The sequence below is a fragment of the Gilliamella sp. wkB72 genome (assembly GCF_001693745.1).
Classification (GTDB): Bacteria; Pseudomonadota; Gammaproteobacteria; order Enterobacterales; family Orbaceae; genus Gilliamella; species Gilliamella apicola_E.
The window spans coordinates 38,512-58,242 of sequence record NZ_LZEI01000025.1 but is presented as its reverse complement, the minus strand read 5'-3'; the positions used below and the strand labels follow the sequence as shown (position 1 = coordinate 58,242).

Sequence of the window (19,731 nt, the reverse complement as noted above, 5' to 3'; positions counted from 1 at the left end):
GTATATAATAAAAAAGTTGTCTATTACGAATTTCCTCCGGATAACAGGGATAGGGAGTTTTCTCTTTTAGGTTTTGTAGAACCATATGCACTTTTAGATTTTAACTTAGAAAGAGGACAGATAATGGTTGTTTCCAGTAATAATTCTGAGTTTGAAGTAAAAGATAAAACATTAATCCCCATTAAGCCAATTAAGATCTACGAAAACATGGATAAAAAATTGAAATGATACCTAATGAATTAACAATTCTAGATATTCTGAAAATTTCAAATGCCATGATTTTTATATTTACTTATTGAAATATTATCCCCAATTAAAAAATATAAAAATCTATCGTACACAATTTAGTTTTTATGATATCTAGTGTTTAATCATACTAATTATCTGCTTAAAGGTAATTTGTTAATCTCGCAACAATGCGATATAGATTTCTTTTATACTTAATATGAATTAAGCCCAACGCACTTTCTGCCTAGTGTTGATAAGTAAAAAACCGATATCATTCGTGACTTTAATTTGACGATATTAATCACTTAGTGTTTATAATACTGAAATGAACATTGATCGCTTAAAAGATTAATAACGTGATAATACTACCTCCATTGAGAATGTTATGATTAAAAAAAATAATGAAAATTATCAATCCAATACTAAGTTAATTAATACTAACAATCAGCCTGAACATATTAATTTATCAAAAAAACAGGCGCGATTTTTTTCAATTGTTAATAAATTAACCCCTTTTTCCATGATTTGGGTAAGTATAATATTGATGTATGGGGTTATTTGTATGTACACAAACGCAATGGGGCAAGACGAGTTTTATCGTTTTATCTTTTTCTTGCAAAAGCCTTTAGTTGTTGTCATCAATTCTATTGCTTTATTACTTGCTTTATTTCATTCAATTAATTGGTTTAGATTAATACCGAAAGTTATTTTTAAGCAAGATTCGCATAAAAAGGGTAAAGTATATTTACTTATTATTGGCTTTTGGTGTGTAACACTTTTACTTTCATATTACTTACTATTATTGATTATTAAATAAGTGGTGTTTGATTAATGAAAAAACAAGAAAATCAACCAATACGCTCTGATTCAACAGTGGCAAAAGGACTATTTGCTTTAGGTGGACTTTGGGCTGCTATTTTTGCTCCCGTGGTATTGGGTATCATTGCATTTATTATCCCTTTTGGTGATGCAATAACGCGTTCATCAATTCTTAAATTAGCCAACACTGAATTAGGCAAACTATTTTTATGCTTAATGATTTCGCTACCAATTTGGTGTGGATTACAACAGATTCTAACTTTGCTGCATCATTTCAACATACATCCCAAACGAGAAAAGCTACTAACTTTCTGTTTAGCATTCGCATGGACTGCTCATGCAATTTATATTTTATTTGTCAGAGTCTAAAGCTACTTTGATATTAATTTATTGGCGCTATCGATTACTTTTGATAACGCCATTTAAATTGGATTAATAATAGGTAATTTGTCGAACAATATTAGTCTGTTTGTTTTTTCTATTTTGTTTAGACTGACTTGCACTAAGCCAATCATTTTTCTCATTAAAAGTTAAGAAATCGGTTATATAATTTGTTGTATCTTTACCCACCATTGAATAAGCTGAATGAATGGCCATTAATCGGTTAATTTCATCAAATTGGTAAGAAAAATTACTTTCATTTTGGGTTTTATTGCTATATTGCGCTGACACTTTTGCTAATTGATGATTTTGGTAAGTAAATGAATATACCGAAGCACCTTTTTGAACAGTTCCAACTACATCTCCATTAGCATTCAACTCTTTTAGCTGCCATTGAACATTTTTATTAACTAAACAATTGTTATTATCAAACTGATAATTGTCATTCTCAATAAATGTAAAATCAGGAGCCTTCTTTATTTGTTCCGACGCAATAATACGGCCTTTTTCATCTGTTTTGAATTGAATCGTACTGTTAGTTTTATCTTCAATATCTTGAATAACATTTTGCCAACCAAATTCTGTTTTTTGTAGATGCTCAGAATAAAGTTTTTCATTTTTATCAGAATAAAGGTCGTAATGACTTTCAGTAATTAAGCCATTGGAATCATAATTTAAACTATGTTTCGCAATTGAACGGATCGCACCTGTATCTGATGTGATTGTTGAAGTTCTAACTTCTTGTTTTATACCTTTAGCTTTAGAATCAATAAAATCTAATATTTTGAAGATATAATTATTTGCCTCAACTTTATTTTGCTCAACATCATCAGAACACGTTAATGCCATGACATTTATTGAGACAAATGATAAACATGAAGCAGTTAAAAATCGGAATACTCGTTTTTGCATAATTAACCTGTTTAATCTTTTTTACTAAATTAAATTTTTAATTATGGCCTATACCTAAGCCGTATAAATTTATTTTTTGCGCATTAACAATGCATCTTCCCAATTGACCTTTTTTTCTTCTTCACCATCATGCTTTTCAACCTTTTCTATATTTTCTTCTGTTTCAGCTTTCTGCGTTTTTTCAAGAATATCAGCATGAATTAGGGTTTTAGTCGCTTTTCTAGGTGGTTTATCTAAAAATGAAAGCAAATCTTTTGTATAGTCAGTTTCAGGCGTATAGAAGATTTGTTCACGAGAGCCTTGTTCAATAATTTTTCCCTCTTTCATCACAACAATTTGGTGGCAGAAAGAATAAACTAAGGCAAGATCATGACTAATAAATAGATAGCTAAGATGGTGTTTTTCTTGCAATGATTTAAGCAAATTAATTATTTGCTTTTGAATAGTATGATCTAATGAAGAAGTTGGCTCATCTAAAATCAATAATTCTGGTTGTAAGATTAAAGCTCTAGCAATGGCAATTCGTTGTCGTTGTCCGCCAGAAAATTCATTAGGGTAACGAAAACGCATTTCAGGCTCTAATCCAACTTCTTGCATAATATCAATCACGGCTTGTTCACGTTCTGTTTTACTCAATTTCTTATGAGTAATTAAGCCTTCACTAATAATTTGTTCAACGTTTAAGCGCGGATTAAGTGAAGAGTATGGGTCTTGAAATACCACTTGGATTCGGCTGCGAAATGGTAATAATTTTTTAGCGGATAAATTCTGTATAGGATGGCTATCGAATAAAATATCACCTTGTGATTGAATTAAACGCAAAATAGCTAGTGCAGTAGTACTTTTACCTGATCCTGACTCGCCAACTATACCCACAGTTTCACCTTGGTGCACCGTGAAGCCAATATTATCAACAATTTTCTTCTTTTTACTACTAAATAATCGTTTTTGCGCGATAACTTCAACATTCAGATGATTAACACTGAGCAATATACCCGGTGTATCAGGTAAAGGAACGGGTTCACCACTAGGTTGTGAATTTAATAATGTTTGGGTATATTCTTGTTGAGGGCGCAAAAAGATGCGTTGTTTATTATTGAATTCAACAATTTGCCCATTTTGCATTACTGCCACTTTATCTGCCAGTTTTTTTACAATCCCCAAATTATGTGAAATAAATAGCATACTCATATTAAGTTCTTTTTTAAGTTCTTTGAGTAAATCAATAATTTGTGCTTGAACTGAAACATCTAAGGCTGTAGTTGGTTCATCGGCTATTAATAATTTAGGATGCGTTAAAATTGCCATTGCAATCATGACCCGTTGTCTTTCTCCGCCAGACAATTGATGAGGATAAGCAGAAAGTTTAGTTTTAGGCTCTTTGATTCCAACACGATCTAAATATTGTAAAATCTCCCCCCGAGCAACATTACGTCGCATACCACGATGTAATGATAATACTTCGTAAAGTTGTTTTTCCACTGTATGTAATGGATTAAGTGATACCATTGGTTCTTGGAATATCATACTTATTTCATTACCACGAATTTTGCGTAACTCTTTTTCAGGCGCATGTAATAACGATTTATCCTCAAAAATAATATCGCCAGATGGATAGATCACCTGCTCTTTGGGTAACAATTTTAAGATCGATAGTGCAGTCACACTTTTACCAGAACCAGATTCACCAACTAATGCAACCGTTTCTTGTTCGCCGATATCAAAGCTAATATTTTCGACAATTTGACTTTGCAAGTCTTGACCAGTTTTAAACGCAATACTTAAATCAACAATCGATAATAAAGGAGAACTCATTTATATACTCCTTTGTTTGGATCAAATGCATCTCTAATTCCTTCACCAATAAAAATTAAAAGTGACAATAATATAGAAATAACTAAAAAAGAACTAATACCGAGCCAAGGTGCTTGTAAATTGTTTTTACCTTGTAGAAGTAATCGACCTAAGGATGGTGAATCAATGGGCAAACCAAAACCTAAAAAATCCAATGCAGTTAAAGTTGAAATTGAACCACAAAGAATAAATGGTAAATATGTTAATGTCGCAACCATCGCATTGGGCAACATATGTCGAAACATAATTTTACTATCACTCACTCCCATTGCTTTGGCAGCTCGAATATAATCAAAGTTACGAGTACGTAAAAACTCGGCTCGCACAATACCAACTAAAGCCATCCATCCAAATAATACTGTAATAGCTAATAACCACCAAAAATTGAGTGGTAAGATACTTGCAAGTAGAATAATTACAAATAATTCTGGTAATCCGCTCCAAATTTCAATGAATCGTTGTCCCAATAGGTCGACTTTTCCGCCATAATAACCTTGGATTGCACCGATTAGTACACCAATAATGGAAGTGAAGAAAGTTAAAAATACCGCAAAAAACATCGATATTCTAAATCCGTATAAAATATTGGCTAATACATCAAATCCAGCATCAGTTGTGCCTAGCAAATGCGTTTTAGATGGTGGTGTTGGAAATGTGCTAGCTGTATCATGAATTACAGTATTATAGGTATATCGGAATGGAGGCCAAAATATCCAACCATCTGATTCAATCTTATTTTGTACTGCGGGATCTAAATAATTAGTTTGCGTTTGAAACTGCCCACCAAACTCTGTTTCCGGATAAAAATGAAATATTGGCGAGTAATAGTTATTTTGATACTTTATGAAAATGGGGCGATCATTTAATATAAAATCAGAAAATAGACTTATTATAAATAATATTGAAAATAGCCATAACGAATAATACCCACGTCGATTGCGTTTAAATCGTTGCCAACGTAGCTGATTAATTGAATAGTGCATAGTCATCAGTTGCGAGCCTCAAAGTCAATACGTGGATCAATTAACATATAAGTTAAATCTGATAAAAGTTTAGTGAGTAGGCCAATTAATGTAAATATATATAATGAGCCAAAAATAACAGGATAGTCACGTTGAATAATTGCCTCATACCCTAATAAACCTAATCCTTTAAGTGAAAATATCGCTTCAATAAGTACTGAGCTAGTAAATAAAATTCCGACAAATGAGGTTGGAAAACCCGATACGATAAGTAAGGTTGCATTGCGGAAAACATGTTTATACATAATTTGCCTTTCACTCAAACCTTTAGCTCTGGCAGTCACAACATATTGTTTGCGAATTTCATCTAAGAATGAGTTCTTAGTTAGCATAGTTAATGTTGCAAAACCACTAACCACCATAGCAATAGTTGGTAAGCAAATATGCCAACAATAATCTTTGACTTTGCCCCAAAAATCTAATTGTTCAAAATTATTTGAGATTAATCCTCGAAGCGGGAAAATATCCCAATAACTCCCCCCAGCGAAAAGGACTATTAGCAACACGGCTAATAAAAAAGCGGGTATTGCATAACCAATAATGATTAAAGTACTTGTCCAAAAATCAAATATTGAACCATCTTTAACTGCTTTACGAATCCCTAATGGAATTGAGATTAAATAAACGATTAATGTACTCCATAACCCCAATGAAATAGAAACAGGTAAACTTTTTGCAATTAAACTTAGCACTGATTCACTTTTGAAAAAGCTGTTACCAAAATCAAACTGAATAAATTGTTTCAATGTATTAATGTAGCGTTCCCAGATCGGTTTATCAAAACCATATTGCTTTTCAATCATTGCCACAATTTCAGGATCAAGACCTCGCCCGCCCTGATAATTTGATTGTTTTTTTTCTTCTTTTAATATTGTTGGGCTAGTTTCACTGCCTGGTAACAAGGTTTGTCCTGCTTCTGGTCCATTTTCAATCATAGACAATGCTTGATCAACAGGACCGCCGGGTGCAATTTGTACAATAAAAAAGTTGATCGTCAAAATGATTAGCAATGTTGGAATAATTAGCAATAATCGACGGATAAAATAATTCAGCATATTAGTGTTCTCTATTCTTTGATAAGCTAGCTGCTTTATCTTCATCATACCACCAGCTATCAATTCCTATTGCATAAGTTGGTTGTTGGGTTGGCTGGCCAAATTTATTCCAATATGCATAAAAAGTTTTACTGTTATACCACATTGGAATCATCGGATATTCTTGAGTCAAAATTCGATCTAACGCTCGCCCAAGAGGAATTAATTCCTCTTGGTTTCCAACATTTTTAATTATTTCATTAATAATTGAATCAATTGCCTGATTATGTAAGCCTGAGCCATTATATGTAGAGTTTAAATATTCGGTTCCCCAAAAAATCATTAAACTTGAGGATGGATAATCTATCGAACTATAATTACGTGGCATCATATCATAATCACGTTCACGCATTCTGCGATTGATCTGCGCGTAATCAAGTGAGATTATATTCATTTTAATGCCTAAACGAGCTAAATTTTGCTGGAAAGGAATGGCATATTTGATGTCGTCACCAAGGTAAGTTAACAATTCAAATTCAAAAGGTTGTTGGGTTTTAGGATTAATTAATTTACCGTCTTTAATGATCCAACCTGCTTCTTCCAATAATTTAGCAGCTGTTAATAAGTTATTGCGATTAAAACCTTGCCCATCACTTTTAGGGATAGTAAAAGCTTCATCAAACGCTTGTTCAGGAATAATATTTTTATAAGGAGTTAACCATTTAAGCTCAAGTTCACTCGGTTTACCTTTGGCGGCATAAATAGTATTTTCAAAAAAGCTAGATGGTCTTTTATAACTATCATAATAAAATGCATGATTTAACCATTCAAAATCAAAAGCTAAGGTAATCGCTTTTCGAACTTTTATATCTTTAAAAAAATCTTTCTGCAAATTAAACGCTAACCATTTAGTATCTACAGCTGTTTCAACGATTTTTTCTTTTTTAATGATATCTTTTGAATCAAAGTATTTTCCTTGATATTGAGTAAACCAATTTTTCGGTTGTCCTTCACCTCGAAAATCATACTCCCCAGCTTTAAAAGCCTCTAAAGCTATACTGGTATCCATATAATAATCGATACGTTTTTCATCAAAATTATTTAGACCTCTATTAACTGGTAAATCTTTTGCCCAATAATCAGGATTTCGCTTATAAACGACATACTGTCCCATTTTATAATCACTAATATAATAAGGTCCGCTACCAATCGGAGGCGTACTTACTGGCTCGGAAAAATTACGATCTTTCCAATAATGTTCAGGAATAACATGCATATTACCAACAAAGGATAGTAATTTTTCACGGTCGGCTTCAGGTAAGTCGACACGAACGCGATAATCGTCTATGGCTTTAACATTTATCCCTTTGTTGTAAACCCGATATTGTGAAACACCTTCAGTCATAAATTTTTGAAAAGTAAATTCCACATCATGTGCGGTTATTGGCTTACCATCTTGAAAACGCGCATTAGGATTAATTTCTACCTCTGCCCAACGATAACTATCTGAATAAGTGATTGAGGTGGCAATTAGTGGATAAAAACTCGAAATATCATCAGCTGTTGTGGTAAATAGAGAATCATATAAGGAGCCGGAATAATGTTCAGGTGCGCCACGACTTGCGAAACGATTAAAATTATCAAAAGTACCTATTTCATACAATTTAATAATTCCACCTTTAGGAGCATTGGGATTGACATAGTTAAGATGTTCAAAATTTTCAGGGTATTTAGGTTCACCTAACAATGAAAATATAGTTTTGTGATAAATATGTTCATTAGGTTGAGAAGGCTCAACATTATCAATTGATTCTATAGTCTCAGTTGAGGAATTAACCTCTTCTACCGTCTCGGTTTGCAACGTGAGATTTGAGTCTTCGGCATAAGCAGTCATTGAACAAAGGAATAATCCACTCAAACAGCTTGAGATGAATAACCTCTTAATAATTTTTTTTCTTTGACTAATCATCCTAATTTAGTTCCTGTTTTATCTTCAACCTATCAATATGAGATTTTACTTTAATTGAAAATTTTAAATTATCTAAAGTACTTAAAATAATACATAGTAAGTTAGCTATTTTGCCAAACTTCAATCAAATGAGCAAAACCTAATTAATAAACTTAATAGCTAATATTAATTATCCCATTAATATTTATCGATATTTGTTTAAGATATATCCTGCTATCGTTAACCGAATATTTTTTAGTACACAAATGTGATAGCCAATTAAAAAAAGTTGAGGAACGGGGTTTTTGAGTATAAAAATTTAGCAATTTAGCCAATATTCTTTTATTATTCTAATATTAATGGTGATACTCAGCTTCACATTTCAAACAATTGGCTGATAAATATAGGGATATCCTTTTTAATGTGCGAATCATTTTATCAATATTGGGGAAAGTGCCAACCAGTCGATCAATCAAGTGATTATCATCTTTTACCTTACCACAATTTAGATGTCGCCGCGTGTGGATACCATATTGTCAAAAATAATGACTTAAAATTAGGGTTTATCACATCTATATAGAGACAAATTTAATAGTTACAGCAAAAAAATCAATTAACATTGATTGACCAAAGCCAAAATATTTTGGATTGCGGTTTTTGCCTGATGGCTGTTTTTCCAACATGATGATCCGGTTAATAAGGCACCTTTATTCAGTATTTCAACTAAAGAAGTATTACGCAACTTTTCAAATGAATCGAATCCCATCTGTTGTAATCTTTCTATGATTTTATCGCCAACGTATTTTAGTTCTAAAAGGTGTTTCTTTTCTTGTTCTGAAAAAGCCATACAGTTCCTTATTTTTTTGGGAATAAATGTTATGATTTTACTGATTTGAATTTAATTTTTTCCATTTTCTAATTTTAGCTCTAAAGGATTTAAATGGTGCAACAGAATTAATATGGATAAATCGTGCAACAGTCCATGCTGGAGGAAAAGGTTTAGTCCAATTACGCGTGTCTTTTATGAAAAGTGTACTATCATCTAATGAGTTAATCCAATTATTCCAGATAACAATTTTCTCATTAAATAATTTAATCAGTTCTTGTAATGAATAATCCTGATAAATCTTATAAAAGTGTTGATATAATGTGCCTAACTGATTCCATTTGTAGCCTTCTGCTGGTAATGTTGGGGTTTGTCCAGCAAGTTCAAGATCATCCCAAGACTTAACAAGATCCAACCATCCTAACTGATAAGCAATCATTTGACTTGGAGTTCGATCTACTCCATCTATTAACTTATCTTTATCTAGTTCGGATAATTCGCTGAATTCATCAATAAATAGCTTAGCAGTTTTATTTATCTCATCCAATAGATGCTGTTTGTTTTCATAATTCATCTTATTTATCTGCCTTATTAAAATGTTTCATTTCTTCATTAATAAAATATTTAACTAAGTTAGCATACAATTGTTTAATCACTTCACCATCAAGTCCCAACTCATTAGCCCAAAGCATACGTTGCTCTAACATACTGTTAAAACGAGCTTGAGCCTGCACATCAGTGACATTTTTTTTGAATTGGCTTGCAGCTTTAACATACTCAAACCGAGCGGCTAATAATTGAATTACCAAATGATCTATTCTGTCGATTTCAGCTCGAATATCATTCATATCACGACATTCATTAGCTAATATTTTTGAATGGTATTGAATCATATAGAGTACTCAATAGTGAATAGTTTTGCTATCTTAGCACTAGATATATGTATTTGAAAGAATTTGATTTAAGAAATGGGGAATTGGTGGAGCCAAGGGGGATCGAACCCCTGACCTCAACGCTGCCAGCGTTGCGCTCTCCCAGCTGAGCTATGGCCCCAAATAGGTAAAACTGTGGCTAATAATATGCAACTAGTTAGAGGGTGTCAAATAGTTTGGTATTATTCGCTTAAAAAACAGTCTAATAAAGCTCTGTCAAACTATGACAGAGCTTAAGTAGTTAATGAATAATTGCGTTTTGATCTGCACCTTCAACTTCAACTTTTGGTGGCATAAAGTGCTCACGTTTAACACCCAATTTAAGTGACATATATGCGGCCACATAGATCGATGATATCGTGCCTAACACAATCCCTACGCCTAATGTTTCAGAAAAACCTTTTAACATTGAACCGCCAAATATATACAAAATAATAACAACAGCTAAGGTTGTACCTGATGTCATTAAGGTTCGATGTAATGTTTGAGTTAGTGAGATGTTGATCACATCGTATGGCGACGCACGTCGAATTTTTCTAAAATTCTCACGAATTCGGTCAAATACAACGATGGTATCATTAAGCGAATAACCAATGATAGATAACATCGCTGCGATAATAGTCAAATCTAACTCTCGATTAAATAACGATAAATATCCTGCGGTTATTACAACGTCATGCGCTAATGCGACAACAGCACCTGTACCAAATCGCCATTCAAATCGAAACGCAATGTAGATTAAAATACAGATTAAAGCAGCACAAATCGCTAATATTCCATCTTGAGCTAATTCAGTACCAACTGTTGGGCCAACGAATTCAATTCGTTTAATTTCAGCATTACTATCAATATTTTTATGCACTAAATTTGAAATTTTCATACCTAATGCATTATCAATCGTTGATGATACACTACCTTCACTTTGGTTGGCAGTTGGTAGTCGAATAATGATATCTTTACTGCTACCATAATATTGAACGATTGGTTCATGATAGCCCTCATCACGTAAACTGTTACGTAGGTCATCAAGGTTTATAGCTTTAGTAACGGTTAACTCAACAGTTGTCCCACCAGTAAAATCTTGTCCAAGATTAAATCCTTTAACAAAAATTATTACAAATGACGCCACAACTAATATCATTGAGATGGCAAAAGCAATAAAACCAAATTTTAAAAAGTCGAGGACTCTGCGGCCATGATTTAGCTCTCTAACATCATGATTTTCTTTTTTATCAACAATCACAATAAACCTCTAAATTGATAACTTATCAACACGACGACCACCATAAATAAGATTGGCCAATGCTCGAGTCCCTACGATCGAGGTAAACATCGATGTTACAATACCGATACCTAATGTAATAGCGAAGCCTTTAATTGAGCCAGTACCAACCGCATAAAGAATAACCGCAGTAATCAGTGTGGTGATGTTGGCATCAAAAATACTACTCCAAGCGCCCGCATAACCTTCGCTAATTGCGTGTTGAACACCTCGTCCGTTACTTAGTTCTTCTTTTATTCGCTCGTTAATCAATACATTAGCATCGACTGCCATACCTACGGTTAAAACTATACCGGCAATACCTGGCATACTCAATGTCGCACCTGGTAATAATGACATGGTGCCAACAATCAAAATTAAGTTCGCTACCAGTGCAAGACTTGCAAATACTCCAAATAGGCGATAAACCACCAGCATAAATATGACAGAAATTAATAATCCCCAAACACAAGATTCTAAGCCTTGTGTGATATTTTCTTGCCCCATTGAAGGACCTACTGTTCGTTCTTCAATTATTTGAATCGGAGCAATCAACGCACCAGCTCTAAGTAATAATGATAAATTCTTAGCTTCATCAATACTACTTATGCCTGTTACTTGGAATCGGTCACTAAAAATACCTTGGATAGTTGCGACATTGATGACTCTCTCTTGTTTTTCAAGAATAGGTTTATCATTTTCATCACGTTTTCCAGTATCTTTATACTCGACAAAAAGTGTTGCCATTGCTTTTTTCAGATTTTTTTGCGTGAAACCAAGCATGGTTTTACCACCAGCACTATCAAGAGTGATAGAAACCTCTGGTTGGCTATATTCGTTTACTCTAAATGAAGAATCGGTAATATGATCACCTGTTAATACTACACGTTTATAAAGTAAAACTGGTCGGCCGTTTTCCATATATTTTATTTCAGAACCATATGGAACACGCATATTGCCGTTTAAAATTGCAGCTAAGTCAATTGAGCTATCATCATTCACTTGCCTAAATTCAAGGGTAGCTGTCGCGCCTAAAATGCGTTTAGCCAATGCAGTATCTTGGATACCTGGTAATTCAACCACAATACGATCTGAGCCTTGGCGTTGAACAATTGGTTCAGCCACACCTAACTGATTAACTCGATTACGTAAAATGGTAGTATTTTGTTGAACTGCATCATTTTTCGCTTGTTGCAGTCTCTGTTGACTAACACTAATGACAATGCTGTTTTCATCTTGTGAAGTTAACTCATAATCTTGTAATCCATTGATCTTAGTAATAGCTTTATTTCGATCTTCAACATTATCAAATTGCATTGTTATTTGTTGATTAGGATTTTTGCTGATTGTTTTATATACAAGATTGTTTTTATTAAACTCTGCTTTTAAATTTTCAATCGACTGGTCTGTCAATTTACTTAATGCAGTAGTCATATCTACTTCCATTAAGAAATGAACACCGCCGCGCAAATCGAGGCCTAATTTCATTGGCTCGGCGCCAATCACAGCTAACCACGATGGTGTTGCTGGTGCTAGATTTAACGCAACAGTATAATCTTCACCTAATTCTTGTGATATTAATTCTTTAGCTTTAAGCTGAGTATCATTATCACTTAATCGAATTAAAATAGATTTATTTTCATATACGAGTGATTTAGGTTCAATCTTGTTTTTCACCAAAAGTTGCTTAACTTTATCTTGCATAGCAACATTAATTTCGGTACCGTTTGAACCTGAAATTTGTATAGCAGGATCTTCACCATAAATATTTGGAAGCGCATAAAGCAGGCCGACGCAAATTACGACGACCAACATAATGTACTTCCACAAAGGATAGCGATTTAGCACGACATTTTCTCTTGTGGAATTAGATAATTAATACAATGAAATTTATTATAATGATTTCATTGTTCCTTTTGGTAAAACAGATGTGATAAAGTCACGTTTGATAACAACTTCTGTTGTATCATTTAACTCTAACGCAATATAACCATTGTCGTTAACTTTTGAAACTCGACCAATAAGTCCACCATTAGTTAATACTTCATCACCTTTAGAAATTGATGCCATTAACTCACGATGCGCTTTAGCGCGTTTTTGTTGTGGGCGCATAATCATAAAATAGAAAAATAACCCGAATACCACTAACATAATTGGCATTAAATAATCACCACCAGGCTGAGCGCCATCGGCTGCATATGCATTAGAAATAAAAAAGTCCATATCGGTCCTCTTAATTATTACAAAAATATTAAAGTTCAGAATTATAACACAATAAATATGTCGATAATTAACTATTTCTTGTCAATGTCTTTTTAATCAATCTCAAGAAAGTAACAAAAATAATTAAGTCGTTAAATATTGAGCCATACTAACTAAGTTAACTAACCATTTTGGATAGACACCACATACAATCGTTAAAACTGCTGCAAGAACAATTAGCAATTCGCTCATTTTTATATCCTGCCATTTTAATCTGATGTTCGAATTCAGCTGTTCATCATTAGATGGTTTGATATAAAGGTTGAGAATAAGTCTTGCATAAAAATAAAGTCCTAGTGTACTACCAATTACAACTGCCGCAATTAACCACCATAATTCAGCCGTTACACCCAACAATATTAGAAGGAAACGCCCAACAAAACCAGCTGTCAGTGGAGCACCGGCTAAAGAGAGTAAACCTATACCCATTGCTAATGCTAAAACAGGACGACGCCAGAATAATCCTGAAAGATCGACTTCGTTTTCATGATCCTGTAACTCGTTGGAATGTGATTCTAAACTGATCACGCCCAAAATACAGATATTGGCAAGAATGTAACCAATCAAATATACACCAATGGTTTCTAAGGCCAATACTTGATATTGCACCGCAATTAAAGCAAGTAATAAATAACCAAAGTGAGCTACGGATGAATAAGCTAATAAACGCTTTAAGCTACTTTGCATTAAAGCAGATAAATTACCCCATAGTATTGAACAAAAAGCCATAATCACCAAAATAATACGAATTGTTTCATTATTAACAATTGGCGCAAGTAAAAATAATCTGGCAATAGCACAAAATACTGCCACTTTTCCTACTGTTGATAATAATAATGCTACTACAGTCGGCGCACCTTGATAAACGTCAGGCAACCAAAGTTGAAAAGGTACCAATGAAAGCTTAAAACCAATTCCCACTAATATTAAACAAATGCCAATTAATAATAATGTACTTTGATAATTCATGGTTGAAAGCTGGTAACTTAAACCACTAAATGTAAGCTCTCCAGTTGTTGCATAGTAGAAGGCTATTCCCATTAACAAAAATGAACTAGCTATTGCAGATAGAATCATATATTTGATCGCAGCTTCTAACGCATGTGTTTGTATATATTGATAACCGATCAATCCAATAAATGGTATCGAAAGTAATTCTAAGCCTAGGAAGAATGACATTAAATGACTTGCATAAACTAAAGTTACGCCGCCTAATGCCATAAGTAATAAAATTACATAGAATAAACCATGTACGACCAGTTCTTGTACAAACCATTGATAAGCGAGTGAAGCAACTACAATAGAAATAATCAAAATCAAACTGGTATAAAGTAATCCATAGCCATCACAGGTAAATAACGCTGTAACTTGATGAGCACGCCATTTATTATCAGTATTATCATCAGCTTGTGTAGTATCAATAACATTCTGAGGTGGGCCTACAAAATCTTGTTGAACCATAGGTTCAGAGTTCTGGTCATTTTGAGGGGATGATGTTTCCGTTGGAACTTCATCAACGGCTATAGTTTGCTCACTTGATAAATCAGTATCAGTTGAACCTTGTGAAGTAGGTACAGATATTTGCATATTGTCACTACTAATATCAGTTATTGCGGGTGTGTTATGAGAAATTTTAAAGCCTAGAATTGATGAACAAATTAAAGCGCATATCAACCCTGATATAGCTAAAATAGCGCATTTTTTAGTTCCTACTTTAAAAACAAAAAGCGCTATGAGCAAAACAATTATGGCAAAGCTCAATATGAATATTGGCAATAAAGCTATCATAAATTTTTACTCTCCCACTCGTTCTGCTGTTATATACTGCTGTGTTTGGTTGACAGTAGAATAAGATATATCTAACACTATCTTAGGGTACAACCCGATAAAAATTAGAACTATCAACACACTAGATAATAATAAAATATCTTTTTTACTTAAAAAGTGTTTGGTTACATCTACTTTATCAACTACTCCATAAAAAATAGGTTGCATACGAATAATTAAGGAAATTGACAGTAACAGCAACCCAATTACCAACAAAATTGTATAATATGAATAAGAGGTATAACTACCTAATAACATCATATAATTACCAACAAAATTAGCTGTACCTGGTATGCCTAATACAGCTAACATAAAAAATAAAGTAAAAGAGGACAGATATCTCACTTGCTCTTTTAATCCAATAAATTGGTTTATATTCCGAGTTAAATAGCATTCAGCCAATAATCCGCTAATCATAAACATGCCAACGATAGCTAGATTTATGGCTATCATTTGAATAACAACGCCTTGAAATGCTATTACAGATCCACTATAAATAATTGTAGTAACAAATCCCATTAACGCGATATGGATATAAGCAATTAATTTTTTTATATCTGTTTGGTTAAATGCTAGTAAAGCAGCATAAAAAACAGTAAACATAGCTAGTATTGAAATAACAGGCATAATGGCCAAAGACGCGTTTGGAAAAAGGGGGATTACAAAACGTAATAAACCAAATGTTGCCGTATTAAGTAATAAACCACTTATCATCATTGAACCACTTGTTGAAGATTCAATATGTGCTTCAATAAACCAATTGTGAAAAGGAACTAAAGGAATGCGTATAAGGAAAGCTGCTAGAAATCCTAACATTAATAAAAATTCAGTATTACTTGAAATTGGTGTTTTAGTTAAAATTTGATAGTCAAAAGTCCATTGACCGGTTAAATTCCAATTAATTAGTGCTAATGAAACAATAGATATTAGCATTAATAAACTGCTTATTTGTGTGTAGATTAAAAATTTATTAGCACCATTGAAGCGTTGTGAATTTAAATCTCTCCTTCCCCACAATGAAATTAAGAAATAAATCGGAATAGCTACCGCTTCCCAGAAGAAAAACATCAAAAACAGATCAGTAATGACAAATAACATCATAATGGCTGATGTCATAAATAATACACATAAGTAAAACAACCCAAGGTTATTTAGGTTTTCTTTGCTAGAATAAATAATAACTAGTAGTACAATGAAAAGTGTCGAAGTAATTACTACCAACGATAGACCATCCAATAGAAGATGAAAATGGATACCAAGTAATGGGATCCAGTCATAATTAACCTCTTTACTCCAACTTGTATCTGGTTCTACATTTATTGCATTCGCCCATAAAATTATGGCTAATATTAATGTGATTAATATAGTCGTGAAAGCAACCATAATTGGTAAACGTTGCCAACGCAATTGTACATCAGTTGATACTACGATTCTTTGTAAGAATACTTGACATAACCAACCAATGAATCCGCCAATTACAGGTAAGAAGACAAGCCATAACAACATGAAAGTTCACACCTTTATTAAATAAAAATCAATAACATTAATATAATAATGCTACCTATGACCATTGAAACCATATACCATCGTATCTGTCCATTTTCTAGGCTAACAATATATGAGTTTATTTTTTTAATTCCCCACATTATCCAGTTGTCCCATATCGCTAACGGATCTTTTTTCAGGAAATCCGCTAAATAGATATAAGGTTTTACGAAGATATTGTTCAAGACAAAATCAAATCGCCAATTGCTTTTACATAATCTTCCTAAAAATTTGACCATCGGAGTATTAAGTATTTCATGAACCTCACTATTAAGATGCCCATAAAGAATATAAGCAATAACTAAACTCAATATAGTCACTGCACTTAATAATATCCGAAATGGTAACTGTTCCTGAGTATCAAGATGGGCTATAGGAATTATTCCTTGTATCGGTAATGGGAAATAAATAAATAATGCAGTAGTAAATATTAACAATATAAAAATTGGAAAATAATTTATCGTTTTAATTTTTATAATATGATCCATTTTATGGGTATGATGGAAAACTAAAAAGATTATGCGCCAAATGCCCAAACTTGATAATAAAACACCTAATAAACCTATGGTGCCAGCCATCAAGCTATCTTGTGCCATTAATCTCCAAATAATATCGCCTTTAATATAAAAAGATGCAGAAATATAAGGGAATGCACTAAGTGAAAGCATTATAATTAGAAAAATAGCATATAATATTGGGTTAGATTTTAATAAACCACCAATTTTGCTAATGTCTCTTTCACCTTGGCATTGTTTTAATAAAATTGCTGAAGCTAGTATTAATAATGTACTGGTTACAGAATAATTTATCAAACAATTTAATGATAAATTCCAACTTTGAGTTGAAAAGGCAAAAAATAGGTAACTAATTTGAGCTAAATTAATATAGGTTATAATTCGTTTTATATCATTTTGAACCAAAGCAATACTACTAGCAAATATAATAGTTAAAGATGCAAATAAAAGCATTATATAAAGTGTATCACTAGACATCATAAACAAATTGCTTAATCTTAAAACAAGATAAACTCCGGCCAATATGACAGTTGAAGACTGTAATAGAGCAACAGCTGGCATTGGTGCTAATGTGGTTTCTGTGAACCATGTATGCATTGGAAAAAGAGCCGATTTACTCATAGCGCCAAGGAACAACATAATGGTGATCCAAAAGATAATATCTGAATCGATAGCTAAATCGTTATGTGCTTTAAATAAAATCTCGCTGATTTTTAATGTTTCTACTGTTTGATAAAGTAAAAATATACCAATAATTAGAAATATGTCAGTTAAATGCATCATAACAAAAGCTTTAACTGCAGCATAACCATTACGAGCCTGTTTGTAATAAATACCAATAAGTAAGTAAGTGCTTATACTCACACCTTCCCAACCGAGTAGCATCACAAACAAATTATCAACAAGCACAACTGTTAACATGCTAGTTATGAGTAAATTACTATATGCATAGAAAGTATAAATATCTTCTCGTGATTTTAGATAACTGGCAGCAAAGATAGAGATCAATAAACCAAAGAAAGAAATTAGCACTAAAAAAGTTAGCGATAACCCATCCAAAGTTAAGGAAATCGGAACTTCAAAATCACCGACAGAAAACCAAGTCCATAGATTTCTTGTATAAACGAGTGTCATATCTGGGACGGTATTGGTAGAAAAATCAATACATGAAAATATTGTTATTAAACCAACAATAAATATAGTACTAATTCCGATTAACTTAACATTAATGGATTGTATTTGTCGCCCAAAACAAACCTGTATTAGAAAAGATAGTAATGGAACAATGATAGTTAAATAAAGTAAATTCATCCTTTCATTTCGCTCAATGAATCAATATTAAAGTTTTTACGTCGATAAATTAATTTAACAAGTAAAGCAAGCCCGACACATATTTGAGTTAAGACAGTAATTACAGCTAAGATAGCTAAAACGCCACCATCTGATTGCTGCCAATAACTACTCGCGACAAACAAAGCTGCTATTGCTCCATTATTCATGATAATAAGGCTTAATAATAAAAAATAGAGATTTCGTCTAATCATTACACCTAACAGCCCGATTACAAACAAGATAGAAGCAAAAATTAGCCCATGCATAAGTGGTATCACGTTATTTCTCCGAAAACATTCGATGCATAAAATGATAAGATATAACTACTGCACCTAATAACAAAAATGCAGCTAACTCCGTCATCAAAATATAAGCATAGATAGACATTTGATGCATTAATTCATGTGTTTCTTTAAGTTGTGAATAGTCAGTGCTTACTACACCATATATAAGAATAACTAACAATATGAATGCCAAAACTAATGGCCCCAACCAAATCTTAGGACTTATACCATGTTTATTATTTTCAACATTATCATTACGAATTTTAAGCTTTAAAGAAACACCCCAAAAAAGGATTATGCCACCGCAAATAAAAAAGAGGATATATAAAGCAGCTGAAATATATGTTTGTAACAGAATAAATATTAATGCTGATGCAAAAAGTGAAATAGCGAGATATAAAATTGCCTTCTCTACCCTTCTACAAAAAATCACTTTTAAACTAGCAATAATAGCTATTATCGATGCAATATAAAAAACAACGATCATTAGATAATCCAATACTTATTCATAATGATATTAGTATATACCCAATCGACGACAATATACAGTTTACTAACGTTTCGTTAATACAAAAAATTCTTTCTAAATAATTTATTATCTTTATATAGTCAACAGAATGTTATTTTTACCAAATATAATAAAAACGATGGAAATAATAAAAACTATAAGATTTTATTATTTAAATTCAATACAACATTGTTATAAAGTATATATCCTGAGCAATTAACTTATATTTATACCTTTTTCT

The 19,731-nt window shown here is 32.6% G+C and carries 20 protein-coding genes and 1 tRNA gene; 4 read left to right on the top strand and 17 right to left on the bottom strand.

Annotated features, from left to right (window positions below):
* From A9G07_RS12105 to frdD, 3 genes are all read left to right on the top strand, one after another.
* The coding region (locus A9G07_RS12105; protein WP_218060067.1) for a hypothetical protein at positions 1–228 on the top strand (228 nt) is incomplete at its 5' end.
* A gap of 385 nt (positions 229–613) precedes the next feature.
* Positions 614–1,045 carry a hypothetical protein gene (locus tag A9G07_RS11130; protein ID WP_065562410.1) on the top strand — a complete coding sequence of 144 codons (432 nt, stop codon included), beginning with the start codon at positions 614–616 and terminating at the stop codon, positions 1,043–1,045.
* 14 nt (positions 1,046–1,059) lie between these two features.
* Positions 1,060–1,416 (top strand): fumarate reductase subunit FrdD, encoded by a 357-nt coding sequence (frdD, locus tag A9G07_RS11125; protein WP_065562411.1) that lies wholly within the window; start codon positions 1,060–1,062, stop codon positions 1,414–1,416.
* 63 nt (positions 1,417–1,479) lie between these two features.
* On the opposite strand, the gene A9G07_RS11120 is transcribed toward frdD, so the two are convergent.
* The 5 genes from A9G07_RS11120 to A9G07_RS11100 all read right to left on the bottom strand — a co-directional run bounded on the left by A9G07_RS11120 (position 1,480) and on the right by A9G07_RS11100 (position 8,219).
* Positions 1,480–2,340 carry a hypothetical protein gene (locus A9G07_RS11120; protein ID WP_065735187.1) on the bottom strand — a complete coding sequence of 287 codons (861 nt, stop codon included), beginning with the start codon at positions 2,338–2,340 and terminating at the stop codon, positions 1,480–1,482.
* Positions 2,341–2,409: 69 nt separating this feature from the next.
* Entirely contained in the window at positions 2,410–4,155 is a 1,746-nt protein-coding gene (gene yejF, locus A9G07_RS11115) for a microcin C ABC transporter ATP-binding protein YejF (RefSeq protein ID WP_065735186.1), read from the bottom strand.
* Positions 4,152–5,183 carry an ABC transporter permease gene (locus A9G07_RS11110; RefSeq protein ID WP_065735185.1) on the bottom strand — a complete coding sequence of 344 codons (1,032 nt, stop codon included), beginning with the start codon at positions 5,181–5,183 and terminating at the stop codon, positions 4,152–4,154. Before A9G07_RS11110 ends, yejF begins: the two co-directional genes overlap by 4 nt.
* Positions 5,183–6,271, bottom strand: a complete 1,089-nt coding sequence (locus tag A9G07_RS11105) for a microcin C ABC transporter permease YejB (RefSeq protein WP_065735184.1) — start codon at positions 6,269–6,271, stop codon at positions 5,183–5,185. The genes A9G07_RS11110 and A9G07_RS11105 overlap by 1 nt, the downstream gene beginning before the upstream one ends.
* A gap of 1 nt (position 6,272) precedes the next feature.
* A complete protein-coding gene (locus A9G07_RS11100; RefSeq protein WP_218060066.1) occupies positions 6,273–8,219 on the bottom strand; it encodes an extracellular solute-binding protein in 1,947 nt (648 codons plus the stop codon).
* 400 nt (positions 8,220–8,619) lie between these two features.
* Here A9G07_RS11100 and A9G07_RS12050 point away from each other — a divergent pair, with 400 nt between their 5' ends.
* A complete protein-coding gene (locus A9G07_RS12050; RefSeq protein ID WP_176701513.1) occupies positions 8,620–8,778 on the top strand; it encodes an HD domain-containing protein in 159 nt (52 codons plus the stop codon).
* 33 nt (positions 8,779–8,811) lie between these two features.
* Here the strand turns inward: A9G07_RS12050 and A9G07_RS11095 are convergent, their stop codons facing one another.
* The 12 genes from A9G07_RS11095 to A9G07_RS11040 all read right to left on the bottom strand — a co-directional run bounded on the left by A9G07_RS11095 (position 8,812) and on the right by A9G07_RS11040 (position 19,469).
* Positions 8,812–9,045, bottom strand: coding sequence for a Pathogenicity locus (locus A9G07_RS11095; protein WP_065735183.1), 234 nt, complete (start codon positions 9,043–9,045; stop codon positions 8,812–8,814).
* Between the two features lie 37 nt (positions 9,046–9,082).
* Entirely contained in the window at positions 9,083–9,598 is a 516-nt protein-coding gene (locus A9G07_RS11090; protein WP_065735182.1) for a ClbS/DfsB family four-helix bundle protein, read from the bottom strand.
* Position 9,599: 1 nt separating this feature from the next.
* Positions 9,600–9,917 carry a chorismate mutase gene (locus A9G07_RS11085; RefSeq protein WP_065735181.1) on the bottom strand — a complete coding sequence of 106 codons (318 nt, stop codon included), beginning with the start codon at positions 9,915–9,917 and terminating at the stop codon, positions 9,600–9,602.
* 84 nt (positions 9,918–10,001) lie between these two features.
* A tRNA-Ala gene (locus tag A9G07_RS11080) sits at positions 10,002–10,077 on the bottom strand.
* A 120-nt stretch (positions 10,078–10,197) separates the two neighbouring features.
* Positions 10,198–11,196 (bottom strand): protein translocase subunit SecF, encoded by a 999-nt coding sequence (gene secF, locus A9G07_RS11075; RefSeq protein WP_065562478.1) that lies wholly within the window; start codon positions 11,194–11,196, stop codon positions 10,198–10,200.
* 12 nt (positions 11,197–11,208) lie between these two features.
* Positions 11,209–13,065 (bottom strand): protein translocase subunit SecD, encoded by a 1,857-nt coding sequence (gene secD, locus A9G07_RS11070; protein WP_081303426.1) that lies wholly within the window; start codon positions 13,063–13,065, stop codon positions 11,209–11,211.
* A 45-nt stretch (positions 13,066–13,110) separates the two neighbouring features.
* A complete protein-coding gene (gene yajC, locus A9G07_RS11065; protein WP_065735179.1) occupies positions 13,111–13,440 on the bottom strand; it encodes a preprotein translocase subunit YajC in 330 nt (109 codons plus the stop codon).
* Positions 13,441–13,563: 123 nt separating this feature from the next.
* Positions 13,564–15,066, bottom strand: a complete 1,503-nt coding sequence (locus A9G07_RS11060; RefSeq protein ID WP_176713976.1) for an NADH-quinone oxidoreductase subunit N — start codon at positions 15,064–15,066, stop codon at positions 13,564–13,566.
* A 207-nt stretch (positions 15,067–15,273) separates the two neighbouring features.
* Positions 15,274–16,812 (bottom strand): complex I subunit 4 family protein, encoded by a 1,539-nt coding sequence (locus A9G07_RS11055; protein ID WP_065735177.1) that lies wholly within the window; start codon positions 16,810–16,812, stop codon positions 15,274–15,276.
* A 17-nt stretch (positions 16,813–16,829) separates the two neighbouring features.
* A complete protein-coding gene (locus A9G07_RS11050) occupies positions 16,830–18,677 on the bottom strand; it encodes an NADH-quinone oxidoreductase subunit 5 family protein (protein ID WP_065735176.1) in 1,848 nt (615 codons plus the stop codon).
* Positions 18,674–18,976, bottom strand: a complete 303-nt coding sequence (gene nuoK / locus A9G07_RS11045; protein WP_065562424.1) for an NADH-quinone oxidoreductase subunit NuoK — start codon at positions 18,974–18,976, stop codon at positions 18,674–18,676. Before nuoK ends, A9G07_RS11050 begins: the two co-directional genes overlap by 4 nt.
* 1 nt (position 18,977) lies before the next feature.
* Positions 18,978–19,469 (bottom strand): NADH-quinone oxidoreductase subunit J, encoded by a 492-nt coding sequence (locus tag A9G07_RS11040; protein ID WP_065562425.1) that lies wholly within the window; start codon positions 19,467–19,469, stop codon positions 18,978–18,980.
* Positions 19,470–19,731: the final 262 nt, after the last annotated feature.

Coding starts and splice junctions, on each gene's coding strand:
- A9G07_RS11130 (WP_065562410.1), top strand. CDS start 614: ATGATTAAAAAAAATAATGAAAATTATCAATCCAATACTAAGTTAATT.
- frdD (WP_065562411.1), top strand. CDS start 1,060: ATGAAAAAACAAGAAAATCAACCAATACGCTCTGATTCAACAGTGGCA.
- A9G07_RS11120 (WP_065735187.1), bottom strand. CDS start 2,340: ATGCAAAAACGAGTATTCCGATTTTTAACTGCTTCATGTTTATCATTT.
- yejF (WP_065735186.1), bottom strand. CDS start 4,155: ATGAGTTCTCCTTTATTATCGATTGTTGATTTAAGTATTGCGTTTAAA.
- A9G07_RS11110 (WP_065735185.1), bottom strand. CDS start 5,183: ATGACTATGCACTATTCAATTAATCAGCTACGTTGGCAACGATTTAAA.
- A9G07_RS11105 (WP_065735184.1), bottom strand. CDS start 6,271: ATGCTGAATTATTTTATCCGTCGATTATTGCTAATTATTCCAACATTG.
- A9G07_RS11100 (WP_218060066.1), bottom strand. CDS start 8,219: ATGATTAGTCAAAGAAAAAAAATTATTAAGAGGTTATTCATCTCAAGC.
- A9G07_RS12050 (WP_176701513.1), top strand. CDS start 8,620: ATGTGCGAATCATTTTATCAATATTGGGGAAAGTGCCAACCAGTCGAT.
- A9G07_RS11095 (WP_065735183.1), bottom strand. CDS start 9,045: ATGGCTTTTTCAGAACAAGAAAAGAAACACCTTTTAGAACTAAAATAC.
- A9G07_RS11090 (WP_065735182.1), bottom strand. CDS start 9,598: ATGAATTATGAAAACAAACAGCATCTATTGGATGAGATAAATAAAACT.
- A9G07_RS11085 (WP_065735181.1), bottom strand. CDS start 9,917: ATGATTCAATACCATTCAAAAATATTAGCTAATGAATGTCGTGATATG.
- yajC (WP_065735179.1), bottom strand. CDS start 13,440: ATGGACTTTTTTATTTCTAATGCATATGCAGCCGATGGCGCTCAGCCT.
- A9G07_RS11060 (WP_176713976.1), bottom strand. CDS start 15,066: ATGCAAATATCTGTACCTACTTCACAAGGTTCAACTGATACTGATTTA.
- A9G07_RS11055 (WP_065735177.1), bottom strand. CDS start 16,812: ATGTTGTTATGGCTTGTCTTCTTACCTGTAATTGGCGGATTCATTGGT.
- A9G07_RS11050 (WP_065735176.1), bottom strand. CDS start 18,677: ATGAATTTACTTTATTTAACTATCATTGTTCCATTACTATCTTTTCTA.
- A9G07_RS11040 (WP_065562425.1), bottom strand. CDS start 19,469: ATGATCGTTGTTTTTTATATTGCATCGATAATAGCTATTATTGCTAGT.